This window comes from Paeniglutamicibacter sp. GQ140, from assembly GCF_059759235.1.
Genome location: NZ_JCAXDW010000011.1, coordinates 55,315 through 72,676, shown reverse-complemented (window position 1 = coordinate 72,676; position 17,362 = coordinate 55,315). Strand labels below are relative to the sequence as shown.

Here is a 17,362-nt window from a genome sequence, read left to right as displayed (position 1 = left end):
CTGAATTAGTTTTCGAAGGCTTCGGGTGCCGGGCAGGAGCAGATCAGGTTCCTGTCGCCGCCCGCGCCGTCGATGCGTCCCACGGCCGGGAAGTACTTGTCCACCTTCAGGTGCGACACCGGGAAGGCCGCCTGCTCGACGGTGTACTTGCGGTCCCAGGCGGTGTTGACCACTGCCGACACGGTGTGCGGGGCGTTGCGCAGCGGGGAGTCCTCGATGGCGAAGTCCCCGGCGAGCACCTGCTCCATTTCGCCGCGGATCGCGACCATGGCCTCGATGAAGCGCTCGATCTCGGCCAGGTCCTCGGATTCGGTCGGCTCCACCATCAGGGTGCCGGCGACCGGGAAGGACAGGGTCGGGGCGTGGAAGCCGAAGTCGATCAGGCGCTTGGCCACGTCCTCGGCGGTGACGCCGGTCTTGCTGGTCAGCTCGCGCAGGTCAAGGATGCACTCGTGTGCGACCAGGCCCTTGTTGCCGGTGAACAGGATCGGGAAGTGCTCGTTGAGGCGGCTGGCGATGTAGTTCGCCGAGAGGATGGCGGTCTTGGTGGCGTCGGTCAGGCCGTCGCCGCCCATCATCGCGATGTAGGCCCAGGAGATCGGCAGCACGCCGGCGGAGCCGAACATGGTGGCAACCACCGGCACGCCGTCGCGCGTGGAGTAGGTGCCCGAGGCATCGCCCGGCAGGAACGGGATCAGGTGCTCGGCAACGCCGATCGGGCCCACGCCCGGTCCGCCGCCGCCGTGCGGGATGCAGAAGGTCTTGTGCAGGTTCAGGTGCGAGACGTCGCCGCCGAACTGGCCCGGCTGGGCCAGGCCCACCAGGGCGTTCATGTTGGCGCCGTCGATGTAGACCTGGCCGCCGGCCGCGTGGACCTTGTCGCAGACCTCGCGCACGTCGGCGTCGTAGACGCCGTGCGTGGACGGGTAGGTGATCATGATGGCGGCAAGGGTGTCCTTGTTGGCCTCGATCTTGGCATCAAGGTCGGCCGCGTCGATGGATCCGTCGGCGGCGGTCTTGACCACGACGACCTTCATGCCTGCAAGCACGGCGGAGGCGGCATTGGTGCCGTGCGCCGAGGCCGGGATCAGGCAGACGGTGCGCGCGTCCTCGCCGTTGGAGCGGTGGTAGGCGCTGATCGCGAGCAGGCCCGCGTATTCGCCCTGCGAACCGGCGTTGGGCTGGATGGAGACGCCAGCGTAGCCCGTGATGGTGGTCAGCCGGCCCTCGAGGTCGGTGATCAGTTCGCGCCAGCCCTCGGTCTGGTGTTCCGGGGCGAACGGGTGGATGGAGGCGAATTCCGGCCAGGAGATGGATTCCATCTCGGCGGTGGAGTTCAGCTTCATGGTGCACGAGCCCAGCGGGATCATGGTGCGGTCCAGGGCCAGGTCGCGGTCCGAGAGGCGGCGCAGGTAGCGCAGCATCTGGGTCTCGGACTTGATGGTGTTGAAGATCGGGTGCGTCAGGTAGTCGCTGGTGCGCTGCACGGCGGCAGGCAGCTCGAAGCCCTCGGCGGCGAAGGACTCGCCCTCGATGCCGAAGACACCGGCGATGGCTGCCACGTGGGCGGCGGTGGTGGTCTCATCGGTGGAGATGCCCACGGTGGTGGAGTTGACGCGGCGCAGGTTGATGCCCGCGTCCTCGGCCTTGGAGATGACGGCGTCGGCGTTCTCGACGGTCACCTGGACGGTGTCGAAGAACGACTCGGCGGCAAGGCCCAGTCCGGAGCCGGAGAGCGCCGTGGCGATGGCGCGGGCGTGGTTGTGGGCACGCTGGGCGATGCGCTTGAGGCCCGCCGGTCCGTGGTAGACGGCGTACATCGAGGCGGTGATGGCCAGCAGCGCCTGGGCGGTGCAGATGTTGGAGGTGGCCTTCTCGCGGCGGATGTGCTGCTCGCGGGTCTGCAGTGCCAGGCGGTAGGCCGGGGTCCCGGCGTTGTCCTTGGACACGCCGACCAGGCGGCCGGGCAGCGAACGCTCCAGGCCGCTGCGCACTGCCATGTAGGCCGCGTGCGGGCCGCCGAAGAACAGCGGGACGCCAAAGCGCTGGGTGTTGCCCACGGCGATGTCCGCGCCCTGGTCGCCCGGGGCGGCGATCATGGTCAGCGCCAGGATGTCGGCGGCGACGGTGACCATCGCGCCGCGTTCCTTGGCGGCTGCAATGATGCCGGAGTGGTCGATGACGGCGCCGTTGTTGCCCGGCTGCTGCAGCACGATGCCGGAGATGTCGCCATCGGGCAGGCCAGCGGTCAGGTCCACGATCTCGACCTCGAAGCCCAGCGCGTCGGCGCGACCCTGGACCACGGCCACGGTCTGCGGGAAGAGGTTGGCATCGAGCACGGTCTTCGCGGTGGCCTTGGCCTTGTTGGCTCGGCGCATCAGCAGCACGGCCTCGGCGACGGCGGAGGCCTCGTCAAGCATGGAGGCGTTGGCGATCGGCAGTGCGGTCAGGTCCATGACCATGGTCTGGAAGTTCAGCAGCGCCTCGAGGCGGCCCTGGGAGATCTCGGGCTGGTACGGCGTGTACGCGGTGTACCAGGCCGGGTCCTCGAGCACGTTGCGCAGGATCACCGGCGGCGTGTAGGTGTCGGAGAAACCCTGGCCAATCATCTGGGTCTTCATCACGTTCTTGTTCGCCAGCACGCGCAGGTCCGCCAGGACCTCGGCTTCGGTGCGCGCAGCGGGAAGCTCCAGCGGTTCGGACTGGCGGATGTCGGCCGGAACGGCCGTATCGACGAGTTCGTCGAGGGAGGAATAGCCAAGCTGGGCAAGCATGGTGTCAATGTCGCTGCCCTGGGGGCCAATATGGCGGGCGACGAACTCAGCGGACGGGGTCACGGTCATGGGGAACTCCATTGGGTCATCGGCGTGTAGACACACCGAACGAGCTGCAAGTTCCTCCCCGACCCTGTTGCTTTGACCTGAGAGTTTCCGCGACGCACCGCCCCTTTGGAGGGCGGGGAACGCTTGCACCTTCGGTGAGCAGCACCGCCGAACGGCGTTGTTGCTACTTTCCAGAGTTGCCTCTTCGCGGCGGTACGGGGGCCTGAGAGTTTCCCGGGGAGGAATTGCTCCTACGGCGCCCGACCAACTTACGTTGAACGGGACTCTCCCGCCGCATGTCAGTGGCTGTGCCCCCTGCGAGGCACGTCTCCCATCCTACCGGCGATGCGTGAGGCAGACAACACAGACCCGCCCGGGGCAGGCGAAGCCGTCTTTTTCGCGTCACGGGCCGTCCCGGAGGGTCGAACTTGCACCCCGCGCCCGTCCATTCAGTCCTCTTCGCCGAGCCAGGAACTGCAATCAGGCATGGCCTCGAAGCGCGGCCCCACGTCAACCCGATAGGGCAGCCCCCAGCGATTGCGGTATTCAACGCGCATCGCCCGCACCGAGGATTCGCTTCCCGGGTCCACCGGCACCAGCGCCAGGACCACCGCCTCGTCGGGGCCGCTCCCGAGACGAGCGGGCAGCTCGACGCGCTCGAACCAGGCCGCGGCCTCGAGTGAGCCGTCGTCGACGACGGGATACCCCAGCGCGCCGATGCCGCGGGTCGCACCCTGCACGCCTGCACCGACCAGCTCATAGTTCACCGGGTCGACGAGCCTGACCGATCTCACGTCCAAGGACCACCCAGGCTTCACGACGATATATGGCGTGGTGTAGACGCCCAGGGAGGCGTCAGGAATGCCGGTGCTGTGGCAAACCCCGTTTCCCACCCCATGCTCAGCCACGGGATCCAGCAGGCGGTATCCGCTCCAGCCGGCCGCGGCAATCAGCACCGCGGCAATTGCCCCGAAGGCCAGGCCCCGAGGCAACCTGTCCCGATGGGCAAGGATTGTCGAACCCGACTCCCTCATGACGCCATGCCTTCCCGCATCCGGAGCCCTACCGGGGGTCCCATGGATATTCAGATCAGATTAACCCCTGCAGTCACCGATGGACAGGATCCAAGATCGATGGTTCGACTCCCCCGCCGACAAGGCAGCGTCGGATACATTCCAGCCCGGACCGGCATTCCCAACCCGCATTACCCCTCACAGCCGGCCGCACCCGGAAAGGATTTCAACCCACAGCAAAGAAATACTTGACACTTCAACCAAATGGGGGCTAGAGTATTACTTGAAGCTTCAATCAACAGGATTTGAGGATCAGATGAAGAACTTCCTCGCTCGACTCTTCGGAAAGAAGAACACCATGAACATCACCATCATCGGCACCGGCAACATGGGCCGCGCACTTGCAACCCGCACGATCGCCGCCGGCAAGAGTCTGCAGGTCATGGCCAGCACCAGCGAGACCGCTGCCGTGTTCGCTGCCGAATTCGGCGCGGGAGTCGCCAGCGGCACCACCTCCGAGGCCCCGGCCGGACGCATTGTCGTGCTCGCCCTGCCCTTCGACGCCGCCAAGGAATACGTCGCCGCCCAGGGCTCGGCGCTGGACTCGAAGATCCTCATCGACATCACCAACCCCGTGGACTTCGCAACCTTCGACTCGCTGACCACCGCTGCGGGCAGCTCGGCCGCCGAGGAAATCTCGGCCCTGACCACCGCCACCGTCGTGAAGGCCTTCAACACCACCTTCGCCGGACCACTAACCTGGCTCTTCCCAGATGAGGGTGTAGGTCGGCCGGGCGCGTCGGTCCGCAGATAGACGTCGAGGTCTCCCGACGATGGAGGTTCCTACGCCATCCATCCGAAAGACCTCGACGTGTCCGACGCTACCCCGCCGGCCGGCTTCGGCCGCCCTGACCTGACCGCCTTCGCGTCTCATCCCAATCGACCCTGATCGGGTCTGCTGATCCTCTCGACGAGAACGCAGCGACATCATAGCCACCCAACCCCGACCGTCCGGGAAGCCGGGGCACGTCGCATGGCCTGTGCTGCGGGCGTGTCGAGTGGGGCGTCCAGGGGCGACGCAGGAGCGTCGACGCGACGTGCTGAGAGGTGGTTCTAAGGCATGGCGATAGGTCAGGAACGGCGTCGCTCCCTGCGCAGGAGGGAGCGCAGAGTCTCGGCGTTCGCGTAGCCGACCCGTAGCGCGATCTCGGCGGAGGTGAGGTCCGTGGTTGCTGAGAGGTGCCGAGCTCGTTCGATGCGAAGCCGTTGGACGAAGCCGAGCGGAGTGAGGTTGAGCGCCGCACGGACTCGTCGTTCGAGGGTGCGCCGGCTGGTGCCGAGCGACTGCGCGACGAAGGCGACGTTGAACGGTTCGTCCAGGCGGGCGCGCACGAAGCGTTCGAACTCGACGACGATCGGGTCCTCGTGCCGGAGATGTTCGTAGGCGACGAAGGCCGCCTGCGACGGACGCTCGTCGATGATGAGGAGCTTGGCGACATGTTGGGCCAGGTCGGGGCTGATCGATCGCACGAGTGAGAGCGCGAGGTCGATGTGGGCGAAGGCGGCGCCGGCGGTGACGAGGTTCCCGTCGACCACGACCATGGTGTCGAGATCGAGGGCGACGGTCGGATAGCGCTTCAGGAACTCCGGCCCCAGGAACCAGCTGGTCGTCGCCCGCCGATGATGCATCCGTCCGGTCTCGGCGACGGCGAACACGCCGGTGCACGCCGCGGCGATCCGGGTGGTCGCCTCGTCGAGGCGCCCGAGCGAGGCGATGACCGAACGAGCATCTCGGCTCTGGAGGGCGTCGTTGGTAGCGGCGGCCGTAAGGGTTCCAAGCGCAGGGACGACGACCACGTCGAACTCTCCGGACTCCGACAGCGGGTGGTCCACCGACAGGGTCATCGATGCCGTCGTGGTCACTCGCCGTTTCGGTCCGAGGATGGCGAGTTCGATCGGGTCGATCCGCGGGTCGACATCGCCGCGGGCTCCGTCGGCCACCCGCACGATGTCGATGATCGACGCGATAGCCGAACCGAAGCAGCCGTCGATCGCGATCAGTCCGATACGCATGACGTAAACAATAGCAATACTGCCGTATACGCCACTTCTCACATGCCCTTGCTCGTCATACACTGAACTCGCTTCACCAAGAAACCTCGACACCTAGGAGAACCCCTCATGTCAACACCCGCATCACTTCCGTATGCCTTCGTCGCCAAGATCGTCGCGGCCGATAGACAGCACGACGCGCTCGCCGATCTGCTCGCCGGCGCTGTCGCGCTCGCCAACGAAGAAGTAGGAACGATTGTCTGGTTCGCGGTCAGGACCCACGCCGACACCTTCTGGATCTTCGATGCATTCCCCGACGAGGCCGCTCGCGACGCCCACGCCAACGGCGCCATCGTCGCAGCCCTGATGGCCAACCAGCACCTCCTCGGCGCAGCACCCGAGATCCTGGCGGCCGACGTCCTCGCGTCCAAGCTCCCGTAGTCCGCCAACGCACGAGACCATCGCGCCCCGCCGAGCCGTCGCCAGGTCGCGACGCAACGCCACGCTGCGTTGCCGAGCGGTGCGAGGCCTATCGGCACACGGACAGGATGCCGGCCGCGAGCGCTCAGCCTGCGAGGGGTCCGTCGCAGAGGAGAGCGACGTCGGTGTCGGGCAGAGCCGTGAGGCCAGCGCATCGCGCGACCACCAGAACCGAACAGCCCCTGCCCTGCGTTTCCGCAGGTCAGGGGCTGTTCGCCGGAGCCGCCTGTCGGAATCGAACCGACGACCGAATCACGTCGGCTTTGCGTCTATCGCTTGATGCGCCCACTGGGCGAACGAGCCGCTGACCTGCGCAAACGCCGAGCGTGGGGGACGCCGCCATCCGGTGGTGACCGACGACGACCGACCAGTACCGACCGTTTCACCGGAGCTTGCGGCGGCGTCGAAGCCGAGCAAGCTCCATTCCTTTAGCTCACCGCGCCCTCCTCCTCGCCGGTCCCGTCGTCGTCGAAGACGTTTCAGGGGTCTTCTCAGATGACGGTGTAGGTCGGCCGGGCGCGTCGGTCCGCAGATAGACGTCGAGGTCTCCCGACGACGGAGGTTCCTACGCCATCCATCCGAAAGACCTCGACGTGTCCGACGCTACCCCGCCGGCCGGCTTCGGCCGCCCTGACCTGACCGCCTTCGCTCGACTCGACGGCCTCGGTCTGAGCGTGACCGGACAACGACTTGAACCGGATCGTGCGGTCCTCGCGTGCCGCGTGGTGGAACCAGATCAGTGGTGCCGACGGTGCGGCAGCGAAGGCGCTGCTCGTGACACCGTGATCCGGCGGTTGGCCCACGAGCCGCTGGGCTGGCGACCGACCGTGCTGGAAGTTGTAGTGCGCCGCTACCGCTGTGCCGACTGCGGACACGTGTGGCGCCAAGACACCAGCGCCGCGGCGGAGCCACGCGCGAAGCTCTCGCGCACCGGGCTGCGGTGGGCGCTGGAAGGGATCGTGGTCGCACACCTCACCGTCGCCCGTGTCGCCGAGGGACTCGGGGTCGCGTGGGACACCGCCAACAACGCGGTCCTGGCTGAAGGCAAGCGGCTGCTGATCAACGACCCCACGCGGTTTGAGGGCGTGAAGGTCATTGGCGTCGATGAGCACGTCTGGCGCCACACCAGGCGTGGCGACAAGTACGTCACCGTGATCATCGACCTCACCCCGGTCCGCGATGGCGCCGGCCCAGCAAGGCTGCTGGACATGGTCGAGGGCCGGTCGAAGGCGGCGTTCAAGACCTGGCTCGCCGACCGCGACGACGCCTTCCGTGACGCGGTCGAGGTGGTCGCGATGGACGGCTTCACCGGGTTCAAGACCGCCGCTGCAGAGGAGATCCCGGACGCGGTCACGGTGATGGATCCCTTCCACGTCGTGCGCCTGGCCGGTGACGCCCTCGACAGGTGCCGGCGCCGGGTCCAACTCGCGATCCACGGGCACCGTGGGTTCAGGGACGACCCGCTCTACAAGTCGCGGCGCACGCTGCACACCGGCGCGGACCTGCTCACCGACAAGCAGAGCGACAGGCTACGCGCGCTGTTCGTTGATGACGCTCACGTCGAGGTCGAGGCGACCTGGGGTGTCTACCAGCGCATGATCGCCGCCTATCGCCACGAGGACCGGCAACGTGGCCGCGAGCTCATGGAGAAGCTGATCACCGACCTCAGCGCCGGCGTCCCCAAGGTGCTCACCGAGCTCACCACCCTGGGCCGGACCCTGAAGAAGCGAGCCGCTGACGTGCTCGCCTACTTCGAACGACCCGGCACCAGCAACGGGCCGACCGAGGCGCTCAACGGACGGCTCGAACACCTGCGCGGCTCCGCACTCGGGTTCCGCAACCTGACCAACTACATCGCCCGAAGCCTGCTCGAGACCGGCGGCTTCAGACCCCAACTCCTACACCCCCGATTGGGATGAGCCACTAACCTCCGGAACCGCCGACGGCGCCCCGCTGGATGTCTTCGTTGCCGGCGATGAAACCGCCCGCGGCGAGGTCGCGGCGTTCGTCGCCGCCGCCGGCATGCGGCCCTTGGAGGTCGGCGGGCTGCACCACGCCCGCGAGCTCGAGGGCTTCCAGCTGCTGGTCATGGCCATGCAGGTCAACCCGGCACTGCCCGATTTCAACTGGGGCACCGCACTGAAGGTCGTGGGCTGAACCACCACGCCCGCATGACCCCGATGGTCGAATGACGGAGCTGCCACCGGCAGTTCCGTCATTCGCGCGCCATGGAAGGACCCACCGGGCCGGCTAGATAATCCCGGAGACCCCCAGCCACGAACCAATGGCGAAGGTGACGGCGAGCGCCGCCGTCCCTCCGACCAGCACCCGCAGGGTCGGGCGCAGCACCGGGGCCCCGCCCAGCTGGGCGCCCAGCGCGCCGGTCACCGCCAGCGCGAGCAACACCGCCGCAAAGGTCACCGGGACCCTCAGCCCCACGGGCAGGAACACCGCGGTGGCAAACGGCAACACGGCGCCGACCGTGAAGGCGATCCCCGAGGCGATGGCGGCATTCCACGGATTGAGAACCTCGTCCTCGTCGAGCTGCAGCTCGGCATCAAGGTGTGCCTTGAGCACATCGTGCTCGGTCAATTCCAGGGCAACCTGCTGAGCCGTTGCGCGGCTCAGCCCCTTGGCCTCGTAGAGACCCGCCAATTCGGCCAGTTCCTCCTCGGGCATCTCGGCCAGTTCCCGGCGCTCCTTTTCAATGAGCGCCTTCTGCGAGTCCGCCGAGCTGGACACCGAGACGTACTCCCCCAGCGCCATGGAAATGGCGCCGCCGATCGCCGCGGCGGCACCGGCGGCCACGACCGGACCCGTGGCGGTGGTGGCTCCGGCAACGCCAACCACTACCGCCGCCACCGAAACGATCCCGTCGTTGGCACCAAGCACCCCGGCCCGCAGCCAATTCAGCCTTTCGGCCACGCCCTGGTCGTGCGGTTCGCCCTCGTGCCTTGTCTCCTGCTGGTCCATGGACACCAGCAAAGCACCAGGCGGCACTCCTTGGCCAGCATCCCGCCCTTTTTGGCCTCCGGGGCGCCGAAGGGGAGCTACTGCGCCGCCGTCCCCAGCGAGACATAGTCGGGATAGCGGGGGGTCAGGGCGTCTCCCGAGGATTTCCCGGTGAGCCGGCGCTTGACCCACGGGGCCAGGTATTCCCTGGTCCAGGCGGCGTCCCCGCGCAGCCTTTGCAGGCGCGAGGTGGCCGCGGCCGCCGAGAGTTCGGGCAATTCGATGTGTGCTTCGTGTTCCAGCACGCCGAGCACCTTGCCGGCCATCAACATGTGCCCCGCGGCATTCATGTGCAGGCGGTCAGTGGCCCAGTAGCGCCAGTCGCGGAATTCGCGCCAGCGCCAGTAGTCCGCAATCACCGCGCCGAACTCGTCGGCAATCTCGCGCACCGCCTCGTTGTAGATCGCGGTGCGGCCGCGGGTCTTCCCGAAGATGGCCGAGCCGCTCGAGTCAAAGCCCGTGAAGAGCACCAGGGTTGCGCCGGTGGCCGCCAATTGCGCCACAGCATCCCGGTATTTGACCATCAGGTCGTCGATGTCCACGGCGGGGCGCAGGATGTCGTTCCCGCCCATGTACAAGGTGACGAGCGTTGGCTTCAGCGCCAGGGCGGCCGGCAGTTGCTCGGCGACGACCTGGCCGATCTTCTTGCCGCGGATGGCCAGGTTCGCGTACCCCCATTCCGGGTCCACGCAAAGTTTTTCGGCCACGCGGTCGGCCCAGCCGCGCACGTGGTTGGGGCGCAGCTCATCCACGTCTCCCATGCCCTCGGTGAAGGAGTCGCCCAATGCCACAAATCGTTTCGCAAATTCCACCGCTCCAGCCTAGCGGGGCAGCGGCCCGGGTCAGGTTTCTGCCACGCTGGACGGTTCCCCGCCCGGGCCGGCATCGTGGCACCCCCGGCCCAAGGGTCCGGCAATCAGCCGGCGAGCAGCACCTGGCGGGCCAGCACGCTGAGCTGTCCGCCACGCGAGCCGGTGCCGTTGGCCTCCGCGCGCGCCGGGACGTACCCCAGCGCCAGCCCGTAGGCCGGATCGGCGTAGCCGAGGGACGCGTTGGCACCGTCGTGGCCGAAGGCCCGGGCGGAACCGAAGTCGTTGTCCGGGTGGGCCTTCATGAAGCCGATCGCGAACGCTCCGGGATTCCCGTTGGCCCGGGACAACCCGTACACCCGGTCCTGGCTCACCGCGGCAATGGTCTCGGCGGTGAGGAACGGGGCGTGCTCGTCGCCGGCTTCGTCGACGAACCCGGTGGTGGCCGCCGCATACAGCTTGGCCAGGCCACGGGCGTTGGCAACCCCGCCGAGGGCGGCCAGGCCGGCCTCGCGGATGGAGCGCACGTTGGGCACCTCCAGGATGTCGAAGCTCGGCCCCTTCGGGCCGTCGAAGCCGCCGGTGGAGTTCACGGCAAGTCCCAGCGGGGAGAACGGGTCGATGAACGGGGCCGGCGCGGCTGCATTGTCCTTGAGCACCGGGCGGAAGCGCGGCTCCAGCTCCTCTGGCAGGCCCAGGTAGAAGTCGATGCCGTGCGGGGCGCGGATGCGGCGCTCGAAGATGTCCTGCAGGGATTCCTGCGCGCAGCGGCGCGCGAGCTCTTCCATGAAGACGCCCATGGTCAGTGCGTGGTACGAATGGGTTCCGGCGGCATTCCACAGCGGGGCGGCGGCAGCGATGATGCCCGCTGCCAGCCTGGAGTCGACTAGTTCCTCCTGGGTGAACCCGCCCTCGACGCCGGGCAGCCCCGCCTGGTGGCTCAGCAGCTGGGCCACGGTGATCCCCGCCTTGCCCGCCGCGGCGAACTCCGGCCAGTACACGGCCACGGGGGCCTCCAGGTCCAGCAACCCCTGTTGCACCAGCAGCGAGATGACCAGCGCTCCGGCGCCCTTGGAGCAGGAGAACACCCCGGTCATCGACTCGCGCTCGCTGTTCTCCCCGACGGCGGCATCAAGCACCAGCGTGCCGGCCTGGTAGATGGCCAGCTGCGCGGAATAGCCCGGGTCGGCGTCGGCGAAGGATTCCAGCAGCTCGGCCACCGGGGCGAAGCGCTGGTCAATGACGTTGATCGTGTTCGTCTGCGTAGTCACCTGCACAACACTACCCATCGCCGGGCCGTTGCGCGCGCCGAAACGTTCCGCCGCAGCGCCTAGGCCGCCGGGGTTTCCTGCCGGTAGCGCAGCAGCCAGCGGTCATCGACCTGCTGCCAGAAGGACGAGCAGAGGATCACGTCGTCGCCGGCCAGCAGCCGGTACGCCAGCTGCACCTTGTTCTGGCCCCAGGGCGTGGCGGCGAGCACCTGCAGCGCGCCGCCGGCCGGCAGTGCATGGCCTCCGGTGAGCGCGGCGATGATGGTGGAGCGGTCGGTGAGCGAGCCGTCCCGGCTGATCTCCTGGAATTCCGGGTGCAGGAACGCCATGACCTCGTCCAGGTCCCCGCGCACCGCCGGCGAGAGCAGCTCGCTTTCCAGCTCGAAGACCATCTGCAGGTCCGCGGCGCTGCGCTCCGAGGGGTCGGTGGCGCGCGGGGCGGACGGCTCCGGGGCCGGGGCCGCCGGCGCGGATTCCCCGGCTGCCGGGGTCGTTGCGGTTGCGGCAATCGTGGCCGGCGGCGTCGTCGCGATGGGTGCCGCTGCGGCGTCCAGGTCATCTACGGCCAGCGGGTCGTGGGCGTCGGGCCCCGGGACCCCGCGGCCGGCGGCAGGTTCCCCGGAGCCCGGCGCCCCCTCGAGCCCGGGGCCCGCGTCGGGCTCCCTGCCGGCCTGGTAGGCGGTCGCCGCGTCGCGCGCCCGCACATCGGCGGCCTCGTTGAGCTCGTGGCCGGCATGGCCCTTGACCCACTCGAAGGTGTACTTGCGGCCCTTGATGGCGGCGTCGATCTCCTGGAGCAGGTCCAGGTTCAGCACCGGCTTGCCGTCGGACTTCTTCCAGCCCTTTTTCTTCCAGCCCGGCATCCACTTGGTCACCGAGTTGATCACGTACTGCGAGTCGCACAGGATGTGCAGGTCCTCGTCGGGCAGGTGGGCGGTGGAGCGGAAGAGGTCCAGGACCGCCATGAGCTCGCCCATGTTGTTGGTGCCGTGGGCCCACCCGCCGGCACGCCAGTGCTCGTCGTCGATGTACCAGGCCCATCCTGCCGGTCCTGGGTTTCCGAGGGCTGATCCGTCTGCGGCTGCGGTGATCGTCATGGTTTCAATCCTGCCACGAGCCCACCGACGCTTTCGCATCGGCCCACTTTGGCGGGCATTCACGCGACTATGGCCATGTCAGCCAGGGCGTCGTAGGCTGGGGCGACAAGGATGGGCCCGGGCACCGCGGCACCATGCACCACCGCCGGCGACGACCGAAGTGCAGCCGCCCGCGCCGGGGAATCCCCGGCACGGGGGCATTCCGTCCGTCGCCGGGTAGCCGGGGTCCCGTCCGCCACGCGAAAACTGCGGAAGGTACTGCTGCCCATGTCTGAAAACAAGGCCGTCGCCTACAAGTCGCCCGGTGTCGTCGAGGTCATCGACACCCCCTACCCGGGCTTCGAGCTCAAGGACGGCCCCGGGGTGAACGCCGCCAATGTGGGCCGGAAGGTCCCGCACGGGGTCATCCTGCGCACCGTGGCCACCAACATCTGCGGCTCCGACCAGCACATGGTCCGCGGCCGCACGACCGCTCCCCCGGGCCTGGTGCTGGGGCACGAAATCACCGGCGAGGTCATCGAGACCGGCCCGGACGTGGAATTCATCAAGGTCGGCGACATCGTCTCGGTCCCCTTTAACATCTCCTGCGGACGCTGCCGCAACTGCAAGGAGGCCAAGACCGGGATCTGCCTGAACGTGAACCCGGACCGGCCGGGCTCGGCCTACGGCTACGTGGACATGGGCGGCTGGGTCGGCGGCCAGGCCGAATACGTACTGGTCCCCTACGCCGACTGGAACCTGCTCAAGTTCCCGGACCGGGACCAGGCGCTGGAGAAGATCATGGACCTGACCATGCTCTCGGACATCCTGCCCACCGGCTTCCACGGGGCGGTCACCGCCGGGGTGACCGTCGGCTCCACCGTCTACGTGGCCGGTGCCGGGCCCGTCGGGCTGGCGGCGGCCGCGTCCGCCCAGCTGCTGGGCGCCGCGGTGGTCATCGTGGGCGACATGAACGAGGACCGCCTGGCCCAGGCCCGTTCCTTCGGCTGCGAGGGCATCAACGTCGGCGCCGGGGACCCGGCGGACCAGATCGAACAGCTGCTCGGCGTGCGCGAGGTCGACTGCGGCATCGACGCCGTGGGCTTCGAGGCCCGCGGGCACGGTCACGGCGCCGAGGCGCGGGAGGCGCCGGCAACGGTGCTGAACTCGCTCATGGACCTCACCGTCGCCGGCGGCTCGCTGGGCATCCCGGGACTTTATGTCACCGGCGACCCCGGGGCAGTCGACGATGCGGCGAAGAAGGGCAGCCTGTCCCTTTCGCTGGGCACCGGCTGGGCCAAGTCCCTGTCCTTCACCATGGGCCAGTGCCCGGTGATGAAGTACAACCGGCAACTGATGATGGCCATCCTGCACGATCGGATCCACATCGCCAAGGCCGTCAACGCCCAGGCGATCTCGCTCGCCGACGCGCCGCGCGGCTACGCGGAGTTCGATGCCGGGGCCGCCACCAAGTACGTCCTGGACCCCAACGGCTACCTCTCCAACTAGACCGCCGCCAGCGCCGCGGACGCCGGCGGGCTTTCGGACCCGCCGGCGGACGACGCCCGGTCACTGCCGCACCCGACGCGCGGGTGGGCGGGTGGGCGGGGAGGCGGCATCGCCACACAGCGAAGCACCCCGTCCTATTGAACGGGGTGCTTTGCTGTGTGGGTTAGTTCCGCTCGGCTACGGAATCATCCAAGGCCACCGCCGGTGCCGGCGCCTGGTCAGCGGTTGATCCCGCGCCGCCCAGGAGCCCCGAGAGCATTGCTGCCACATCGATCTCGGTGCTGCCCTTGATCATGGCAAGTCCCTCGGTGACGATGCGGTTGGCCTGCTTGACGGCATCCGAGGCTCCGTCCGAGCTGATCACCGTGTAGTTGTCGATGCCGGCCACGGCATCCGAGCTGGCCTTGACGATGTCCGGCAGGGCGCTGATGGCCAGGAACGCCAGCGAGGACTGGGTGTGGCCGGTCAGGGCCACGGCCTTCGCGTCCTCAGCCCTGGCGGTTGCCTCGCCAATGGCGGCAATCGAGGCACCCTCGGCTTCGCCTCGCAGGCGCACGGCGTCGGCTTCCGCCTTGGCATTGAGCTCAATCGCCGTTGCCAGACCCTGGGCCCTGAACACCTCGGCGTTCTTGGAAGCCTCGGCCTCAACGGTCTGGGCGGCGGCGCGGGCCTCGGCATCGGCGATGGACGCCTTCTTGGAGCCTTCAGCCTCGATGGCCTTGGAGTTGGCGCGCGCGGTGGCGCTGAACACGTCTGCATCGCGCTTGGCCTCGGCGTCGGTGCGCATCTTGTAGGCCTGGGCGTCGGCCGGCTTGTGCACCTCGATGTCCAGGCGTTCCTGCTCCACCAGGGCCTGTTCGGTCAGCGCCTTGCGCTCCAGCTCCGCGACGGTCACGTCCTGCTCCGCCTTGGCGATCCCCTTGGCCGCCTCGGCGATGGCTTCGGCTCGGTCCTGCTCGGCCTTGAAAGCGGCCTTCTTGATGGCCAGGTCCCGTTCCAGGGCGGCGGTGGCGCCTTCCTGCTCGATGCGGGCCGCCTCCGATTCCTGGAAGGCCTTTGAGGTGGCGACGCGGGCCTCGCGCTTGGCCCGCTCCAGGCCCGGCTTGCCGACTTCTTCCAGGTAATCGATGACGGTCGGCTTGTTGTCCGGGCCGATCACCGTGCGCGAGGGGGTGCTGACCGACGAGATGTTGAACGCGTCGATCTGGATCCCCTGTTCGGCGAACTGGGTGACCGCCGATTCCAGGGACTGGTCCTGGAATTCCTTGCGGTTGTTGTTGGCGTCCTCCACCGACATGGCCGAGACGATTCCGCGCAGCACGCCCTCGGCCGACTTGGTCACCGAGGCGTTCAGGTCCTCCTTGGAGTGCGTGAGGAAGCGCTGGACGGCCTTGCTCATTCCCTCCACCGAGTCGTCGAACTTGAAGTTCAGGCTGGCGGTCACCGAGGTGGTGATGAAGTTCTTGTCAACGCCTTCCACTGCAAGCTCCACCTGGCGCTGTTCGAGGGACATGACGTATTTCTGGTGGATGATCGGCAGGAAGAGCACAATGCCCTTCGTGAAGATCTGGACCTGGCCCTTGGCACCCTTGCCGGCGCGGATGATGGCCTGGTTGGGGGCGACAGTGACCAGTCGCGTGGTGGCATACCAGACGAGTGCGATCAGTACGGCGAGGATTGCTGCGACGGCGATGACCGTCCCGTTTACGGCAAAGTCCATGGGTTAAACTCCGTTCAGTTCAGAGGTGGATGCGACCCTGATGCGGTCTCCAACAACGGCCACGACGGCAATTGGTGTGCCCTGCTCGATGGGGCTGCTTGAAAAGGCGAGGCGCTGGTTGATTTCATTGGGGTGGTTCAGCTGAACCTTTCCAACGACGTTGTTGATGTCTGTGGTGGCGACGCCCAGAAGGCCGATGACTTCGTGGGGCTGTGCATCAGTTATGCTGGCCATCTTCCGGGCGAGTAGCGCTACTCCGATGATGCCGATGGCTCCCAGGAGGGAGCCCGCGAGGTAGGCCAGCAGCAGTGGGCCGTCGTTGAGCAATACGATCGCACCCGCGGCGCCGAAGAGCGTGGCTGCTGCCCCGACCGCTGTAGTGGAGATGATTCCGTCGAAGAGATCGAAAATCTCTCCCAGGGTCATGGACATGATGAGGAGCAGGAGGCCAAAGCCTCCGATCACTGCGAATGCAAGCATGCGGATTCTTTCGTGAGTCGTTTGCGGGCCAATAGGTGGAGCATGATCCAGGTGCGGCAAAGGCGGCGACTCTTGATTCCGGGCCTCCCACGGTGTGGATGTCCCCCGACGCATGGGCACGATTACCGGCCCGGTTCCCCTCACGATTGCCTCACTCAATATAAAGTCTATCGGTTTGCCGTAAAAACGTGAGGTAGGTGACGCCACAAGCGGGTCGGTCCATCTACGGCCCCCGCAAAAGGGGCGTCGAAGGGCGGGCCCAAGGCACCGGGCACCATGGGAGATGCGGGCGGAGCTCACTTTCACGGCGTGCGTGGCGATCACGGAGATGCGGCGCACGATCGGTGCCATGGCGCTCTGTCGGGCAGTGACGTTCGGTTCAGACGCGGTCAGGCGGCAGCCGAGGGCACGGGCCGCTGCGCAAGAATCCCGGCAGTGCATCCCCTGCCCCAGCGATGCCCGGCACCGAAGCGGTACACCGGCACCACGATTTGCGTCGTTGCCTCCGGGGCATCGACCGCGATTTCAGCTCGCGAACACCACCGAGTCCCGCGCCTCTCCTTCGATCAACTTGTGACCCTGCAGGTAGTCGATCTGGTGCATGCCGATCTTTTCCAGCACCCGGACCGAGGCGAGGTTCTCCGGCCGGCAGGTGGCCAGCACCCGGGTCGTCCCGCACGCGTTCCGGGCCAGCTCGAGCACGGCCGCCGCGGCCTCGGCCGCGTATCCGTGTCCCCAGGCATCGGCACGCAGCACGTAGCCGATCTCTGCCTCGCCCGGTCCCCGGACCAGGTCGGATCCGGCGGCCATCAGGGCTACCGAGCCGATCACGACCGAGTCGAGTGTCACCGCGAGGGTCACGGTCACCCGCGGCCGCGCCAGCCTCTCGTCCCGGCACTGGCGCAGGAACGCGGCCGTCTCCTCGCGGGTGTTCGGGCCCCATTCGACCATGGCGCACACCGCCGGGTCTGCGGCGTAGGCATGGACGGCGTCCAGGTCCACGGCGGTGAATTCCCGCAGGACCAGTCGCTTTGTGGCAATCTCCATGGATGACATCCTCCCACGGTCCGCCCGTGGTGCCGCGGGACACCGCGGGACGCCGCATCCCGGCCGCGGGG

15 protein-coding genes and 1 riboswitch are annotated in these 17,362 nt (G+C 67.7%); of the genes, 5 read left to right on the top strand and 10 right to left on the bottom strand.

Features of this window, described 5'->3' with window-relative positions; genetic code table 11:
* Positions 1-5 precede the first annotated feature (5 nt).
* Both gcvP and AC6CHY_RS15075 read right to left on the bottom strand, forming a co-directional pair.
* Positions 6-2,843 (bottom strand): aminomethyl-transferring glycine dehydrogenase, encoded by a 2,838-nt coding sequence (gcvP, locus tag AC6CHY_RS15080; RefSeq protein WP_498227223.1) that lies wholly within the window; start codon positions 2,841-2,843, stop codon positions 6-8.
* Positions 2,844-3,023: 180 nt separating this feature from the next.
* A riboswitch (glycine riboswitch) is annotated at positions 3,024-3,124 on the bottom strand.
* A 147-nt stretch (positions 3,125-3,271) separates the two neighbouring features.
* A complete protein-coding gene (locus AC6CHY_RS15075) occupies positions 3,272-3,856 on the bottom strand; it encodes a hypothetical protein (RefSeq protein ID WP_498227222.1) in 585 nt (194 codons plus the stop codon).
* Positions 3,857-4,151: 295 nt separating this feature from the next.
* Here AC6CHY_RS15075 and AC6CHY_RS15070 point away from each other — a divergent pair, with 295 nt between their 5' ends.
* Positions 4,152-4,649: an NADPH-dependent F420 reductase gene (locus AC6CHY_RS15070; protein WP_498227221.1), complete on the top strand. Its 498-nt coding sequence runs from the start codon at positions 4,152-4,154 to the stop codon at positions 4,647-4,649.
* Positions 4,650-4,966: 317 nt separating this feature from the next.
* Here AC6CHY_RS15070 and AC6CHY_RS15065 read toward each other — a convergent pair whose 3' ends face one another.
* Positions 4,967-5,908, bottom strand: coding sequence for a GlxA family transcriptional regulator (locus tag AC6CHY_RS15065; protein ID WP_096222961.1), 942 nt, complete (start codon positions 5,906-5,908; stop codon positions 4,967-4,969).
* Positions 5,909-6,016: 108 nt separating this feature from the next.
* Here AC6CHY_RS15065 and AC6CHY_RS15060 point away from each other — a divergent pair, with 108 nt between their 5' ends.
* The 3 genes from AC6CHY_RS15060 to AC6CHY_RS15050 all read left to right on the top strand — a co-directional run bounded on the left by AC6CHY_RS15060 (position 6,017) and on the right by AC6CHY_RS15050 (position 8,524).
* Positions 6,017-6,328, top strand: a complete 312-nt coding sequence (locus tag AC6CHY_RS15060) for a putative quinol monooxygenase (RefSeq protein WP_498227220.1) — start codon at positions 6,017-6,019, stop codon at positions 6,326-6,328.
* Positions 6,329-6,960: 632 nt separating this feature from the next.
* A complete protein-coding gene (locus AC6CHY_RS15055; protein WP_026138135.1) occupies positions 6,961-8,286 on the top strand; it encodes an ISL3-like element ISPfr2 family transposase in 1,326 nt (441 codons plus the stop codon).
* Between the two features lie 103 nt (positions 8,287-8,389).
* Complete coding sequence (locus AC6CHY_RS15050; RefSeq protein WP_498227219.1) at positions 8,390-8,524, top strand: hypothetical protein; 135 nt, start codon at positions 8,390-8,392, stop codon at positions 8,522-8,524.
* Between the two features lie 93 nt (positions 8,525-8,617).
* On the opposite strand, the gene AC6CHY_RS15045 is transcribed toward AC6CHY_RS15050, so the two are convergent.
* The 4 genes from AC6CHY_RS15045 to AC6CHY_RS15030 form a co-directional block, all read right to left on the bottom strand.
* Positions 8,618-9,340, bottom strand: coding sequence for a VIT1/CCC1 transporter family protein (locus AC6CHY_RS15045; protein ID WP_498227218.1), 723 nt, complete (start codon positions 9,338-9,340; stop codon positions 8,618-8,620).
* A gap of 77 nt (positions 9,341-9,417) precedes the next feature.
* Positions 9,418-10,191 (bottom strand): SGNH/GDSL hydrolase family protein, encoded by a 774-nt coding sequence (locus AC6CHY_RS15040; RefSeq protein WP_498227217.1) that lies wholly within the window; start codon positions 10,189-10,191, stop codon positions 9,418-9,420.
* A 104-nt stretch (positions 10,192-10,295) separates the two neighbouring features.
* Positions 10,296-11,459 carry a serine hydrolase domain-containing protein gene (locus tag AC6CHY_RS15035; RefSeq protein WP_498227216.1) on the bottom strand — a complete coding sequence of 388 codons (1,164 nt, stop codon included), beginning with the start codon at positions 11,457-11,459 and terminating at the stop codon, positions 10,296-10,298.
* Between the two features lie 59 nt (positions 11,460-11,518).
* Positions 11,519-12,556, bottom strand: coding sequence for an RNase H family protein (locus AC6CHY_RS15030; protein ID WP_498227215.1), 1,038 nt, complete (start codon positions 12,554-12,556; stop codon positions 11,519-11,521).
* Positions 12,557-12,823: 267 nt separating this feature from the next.
* Here AC6CHY_RS15030 and fdhA point away from each other — a divergent pair, with 267 nt between their 5' ends.
* Positions 12,824-14,044: a formaldehyde dehydrogenase, glutathione-independent gene (fdhA, locus tag AC6CHY_RS15025; RefSeq protein ID WP_217390026.1), complete on the top strand. Its 1,221-nt coding sequence runs from the start codon at positions 12,824-12,826 to the stop codon at positions 14,042-14,044.
* Positions 14,045-14,207: 163 nt separating this feature from the next.
* Here the strand turns inward: fdhA and AC6CHY_RS15020 are convergent, their stop codons facing one another.
* The 3 genes from AC6CHY_RS15020 to AC6CHY_RS15010 all read right to left on the bottom strand — a co-directional run bounded on the left by AC6CHY_RS15020 (position 14,208) and on the right by AC6CHY_RS15010 (position 17,291).
* Entirely contained in the window at positions 14,208-15,764 is a 1,557-nt protein-coding gene (locus tag AC6CHY_RS15020) for an SPFH domain-containing protein (protein WP_498227214.1), read from the bottom strand.
* A 3-nt stretch (positions 15,765-15,767) separates the two neighbouring features.
* Entirely contained in the window at positions 15,768-16,244 is a 477-nt protein-coding gene (locus AC6CHY_RS15015; protein WP_217390024.1) for a hypothetical protein, read from the bottom strand.
* Positions 16,245-16,769: 525 nt separating this feature from the next.
* Positions 16,770-17,291, bottom strand: coding sequence for a GNAT family N-acetyltransferase (locus AC6CHY_RS15010; protein ID WP_498227213.1), 522 nt, complete (start codon positions 17,289-17,291; stop codon positions 16,770-16,772).
* Between the last annotated feature and the right edge of the window lie 71 nt (positions 17,292-17,362).

Coding starts and splice junctions, on each gene's coding strand:
- gcvP (WP_498227223.1), bottom strand. CDS start 2,843: ATGACCGTGACCCCGTCCGCTGAGTTCGTCGCCCGCCATATTGGCCCC.
- AC6CHY_RS15075 (WP_498227222.1), bottom strand. CDS start 3,856: ATGAGGGAGTCGGGTTCGACAATCCTTGCCCATCGGGACAGGTTGCCT.
- AC6CHY_RS15070 (WP_498227221.1), top strand. CDS start 4,152: ATGAAGAACTTCCTCGCTCGACTCTTCGGAAAGAAGAACACCATGAAC.
- AC6CHY_RS15065 (WP_096222961.1), bottom strand. CDS start 5,908: ATGCGTATCGGACTGATCGCGATCGACGGCTGCTTCGGTTCGGCTATC.
- AC6CHY_RS15060 (WP_498227220.1), top strand. CDS start 6,017: ATGTCAACACCCGCATCACTTCCGTATGCCTTCGTCGCCAAGATCGTC.
- AC6CHY_RS15050 (WP_498227219.1), top strand. CDS start 8,390: ATGCGGCCCTTGGAGGTCGGCGGGCTGCACCACGCCCGCGAGCTCGAG.
- AC6CHY_RS15045 (WP_498227218.1), bottom strand. CDS start 9,340: ATGGACCAGCAGGAGACAAGGCACGAGGGCGAACCGCACGACCAGGGC.
- AC6CHY_RS15030 (WP_498227215.1), bottom strand. CDS start 12,556: ATGACGATCACCGCAGCCGCAGACGGATCAGCCCTCGGAAACCCAGGA.
- fdhA (WP_217390026.1), top strand. CDS start 12,824: ATGTCTGAAAACAAGGCCGTCGCCTACAAGTCGCCCGGTGTCGTCGAG.
- AC6CHY_RS15020 (WP_498227214.1), bottom strand. CDS start 15,764: ATGGACTTTGCCGTAAACGGGACGGTCATCGCCGTCGCAGCAATCCTC.
- AC6CHY_RS15015 (WP_217390024.1), bottom strand. CDS start 16,244: ATGCTTGCATTCGCAGTGATCGGAGGCTTTGGCCTCCTGCTCCTCATC.
- AC6CHY_RS15010 (WP_498227213.1), bottom strand. CDS start 17,291: ATGGAGATTGCCACAAAGCGACTGGTCCTGCGGGAATTCACCGCCGTG.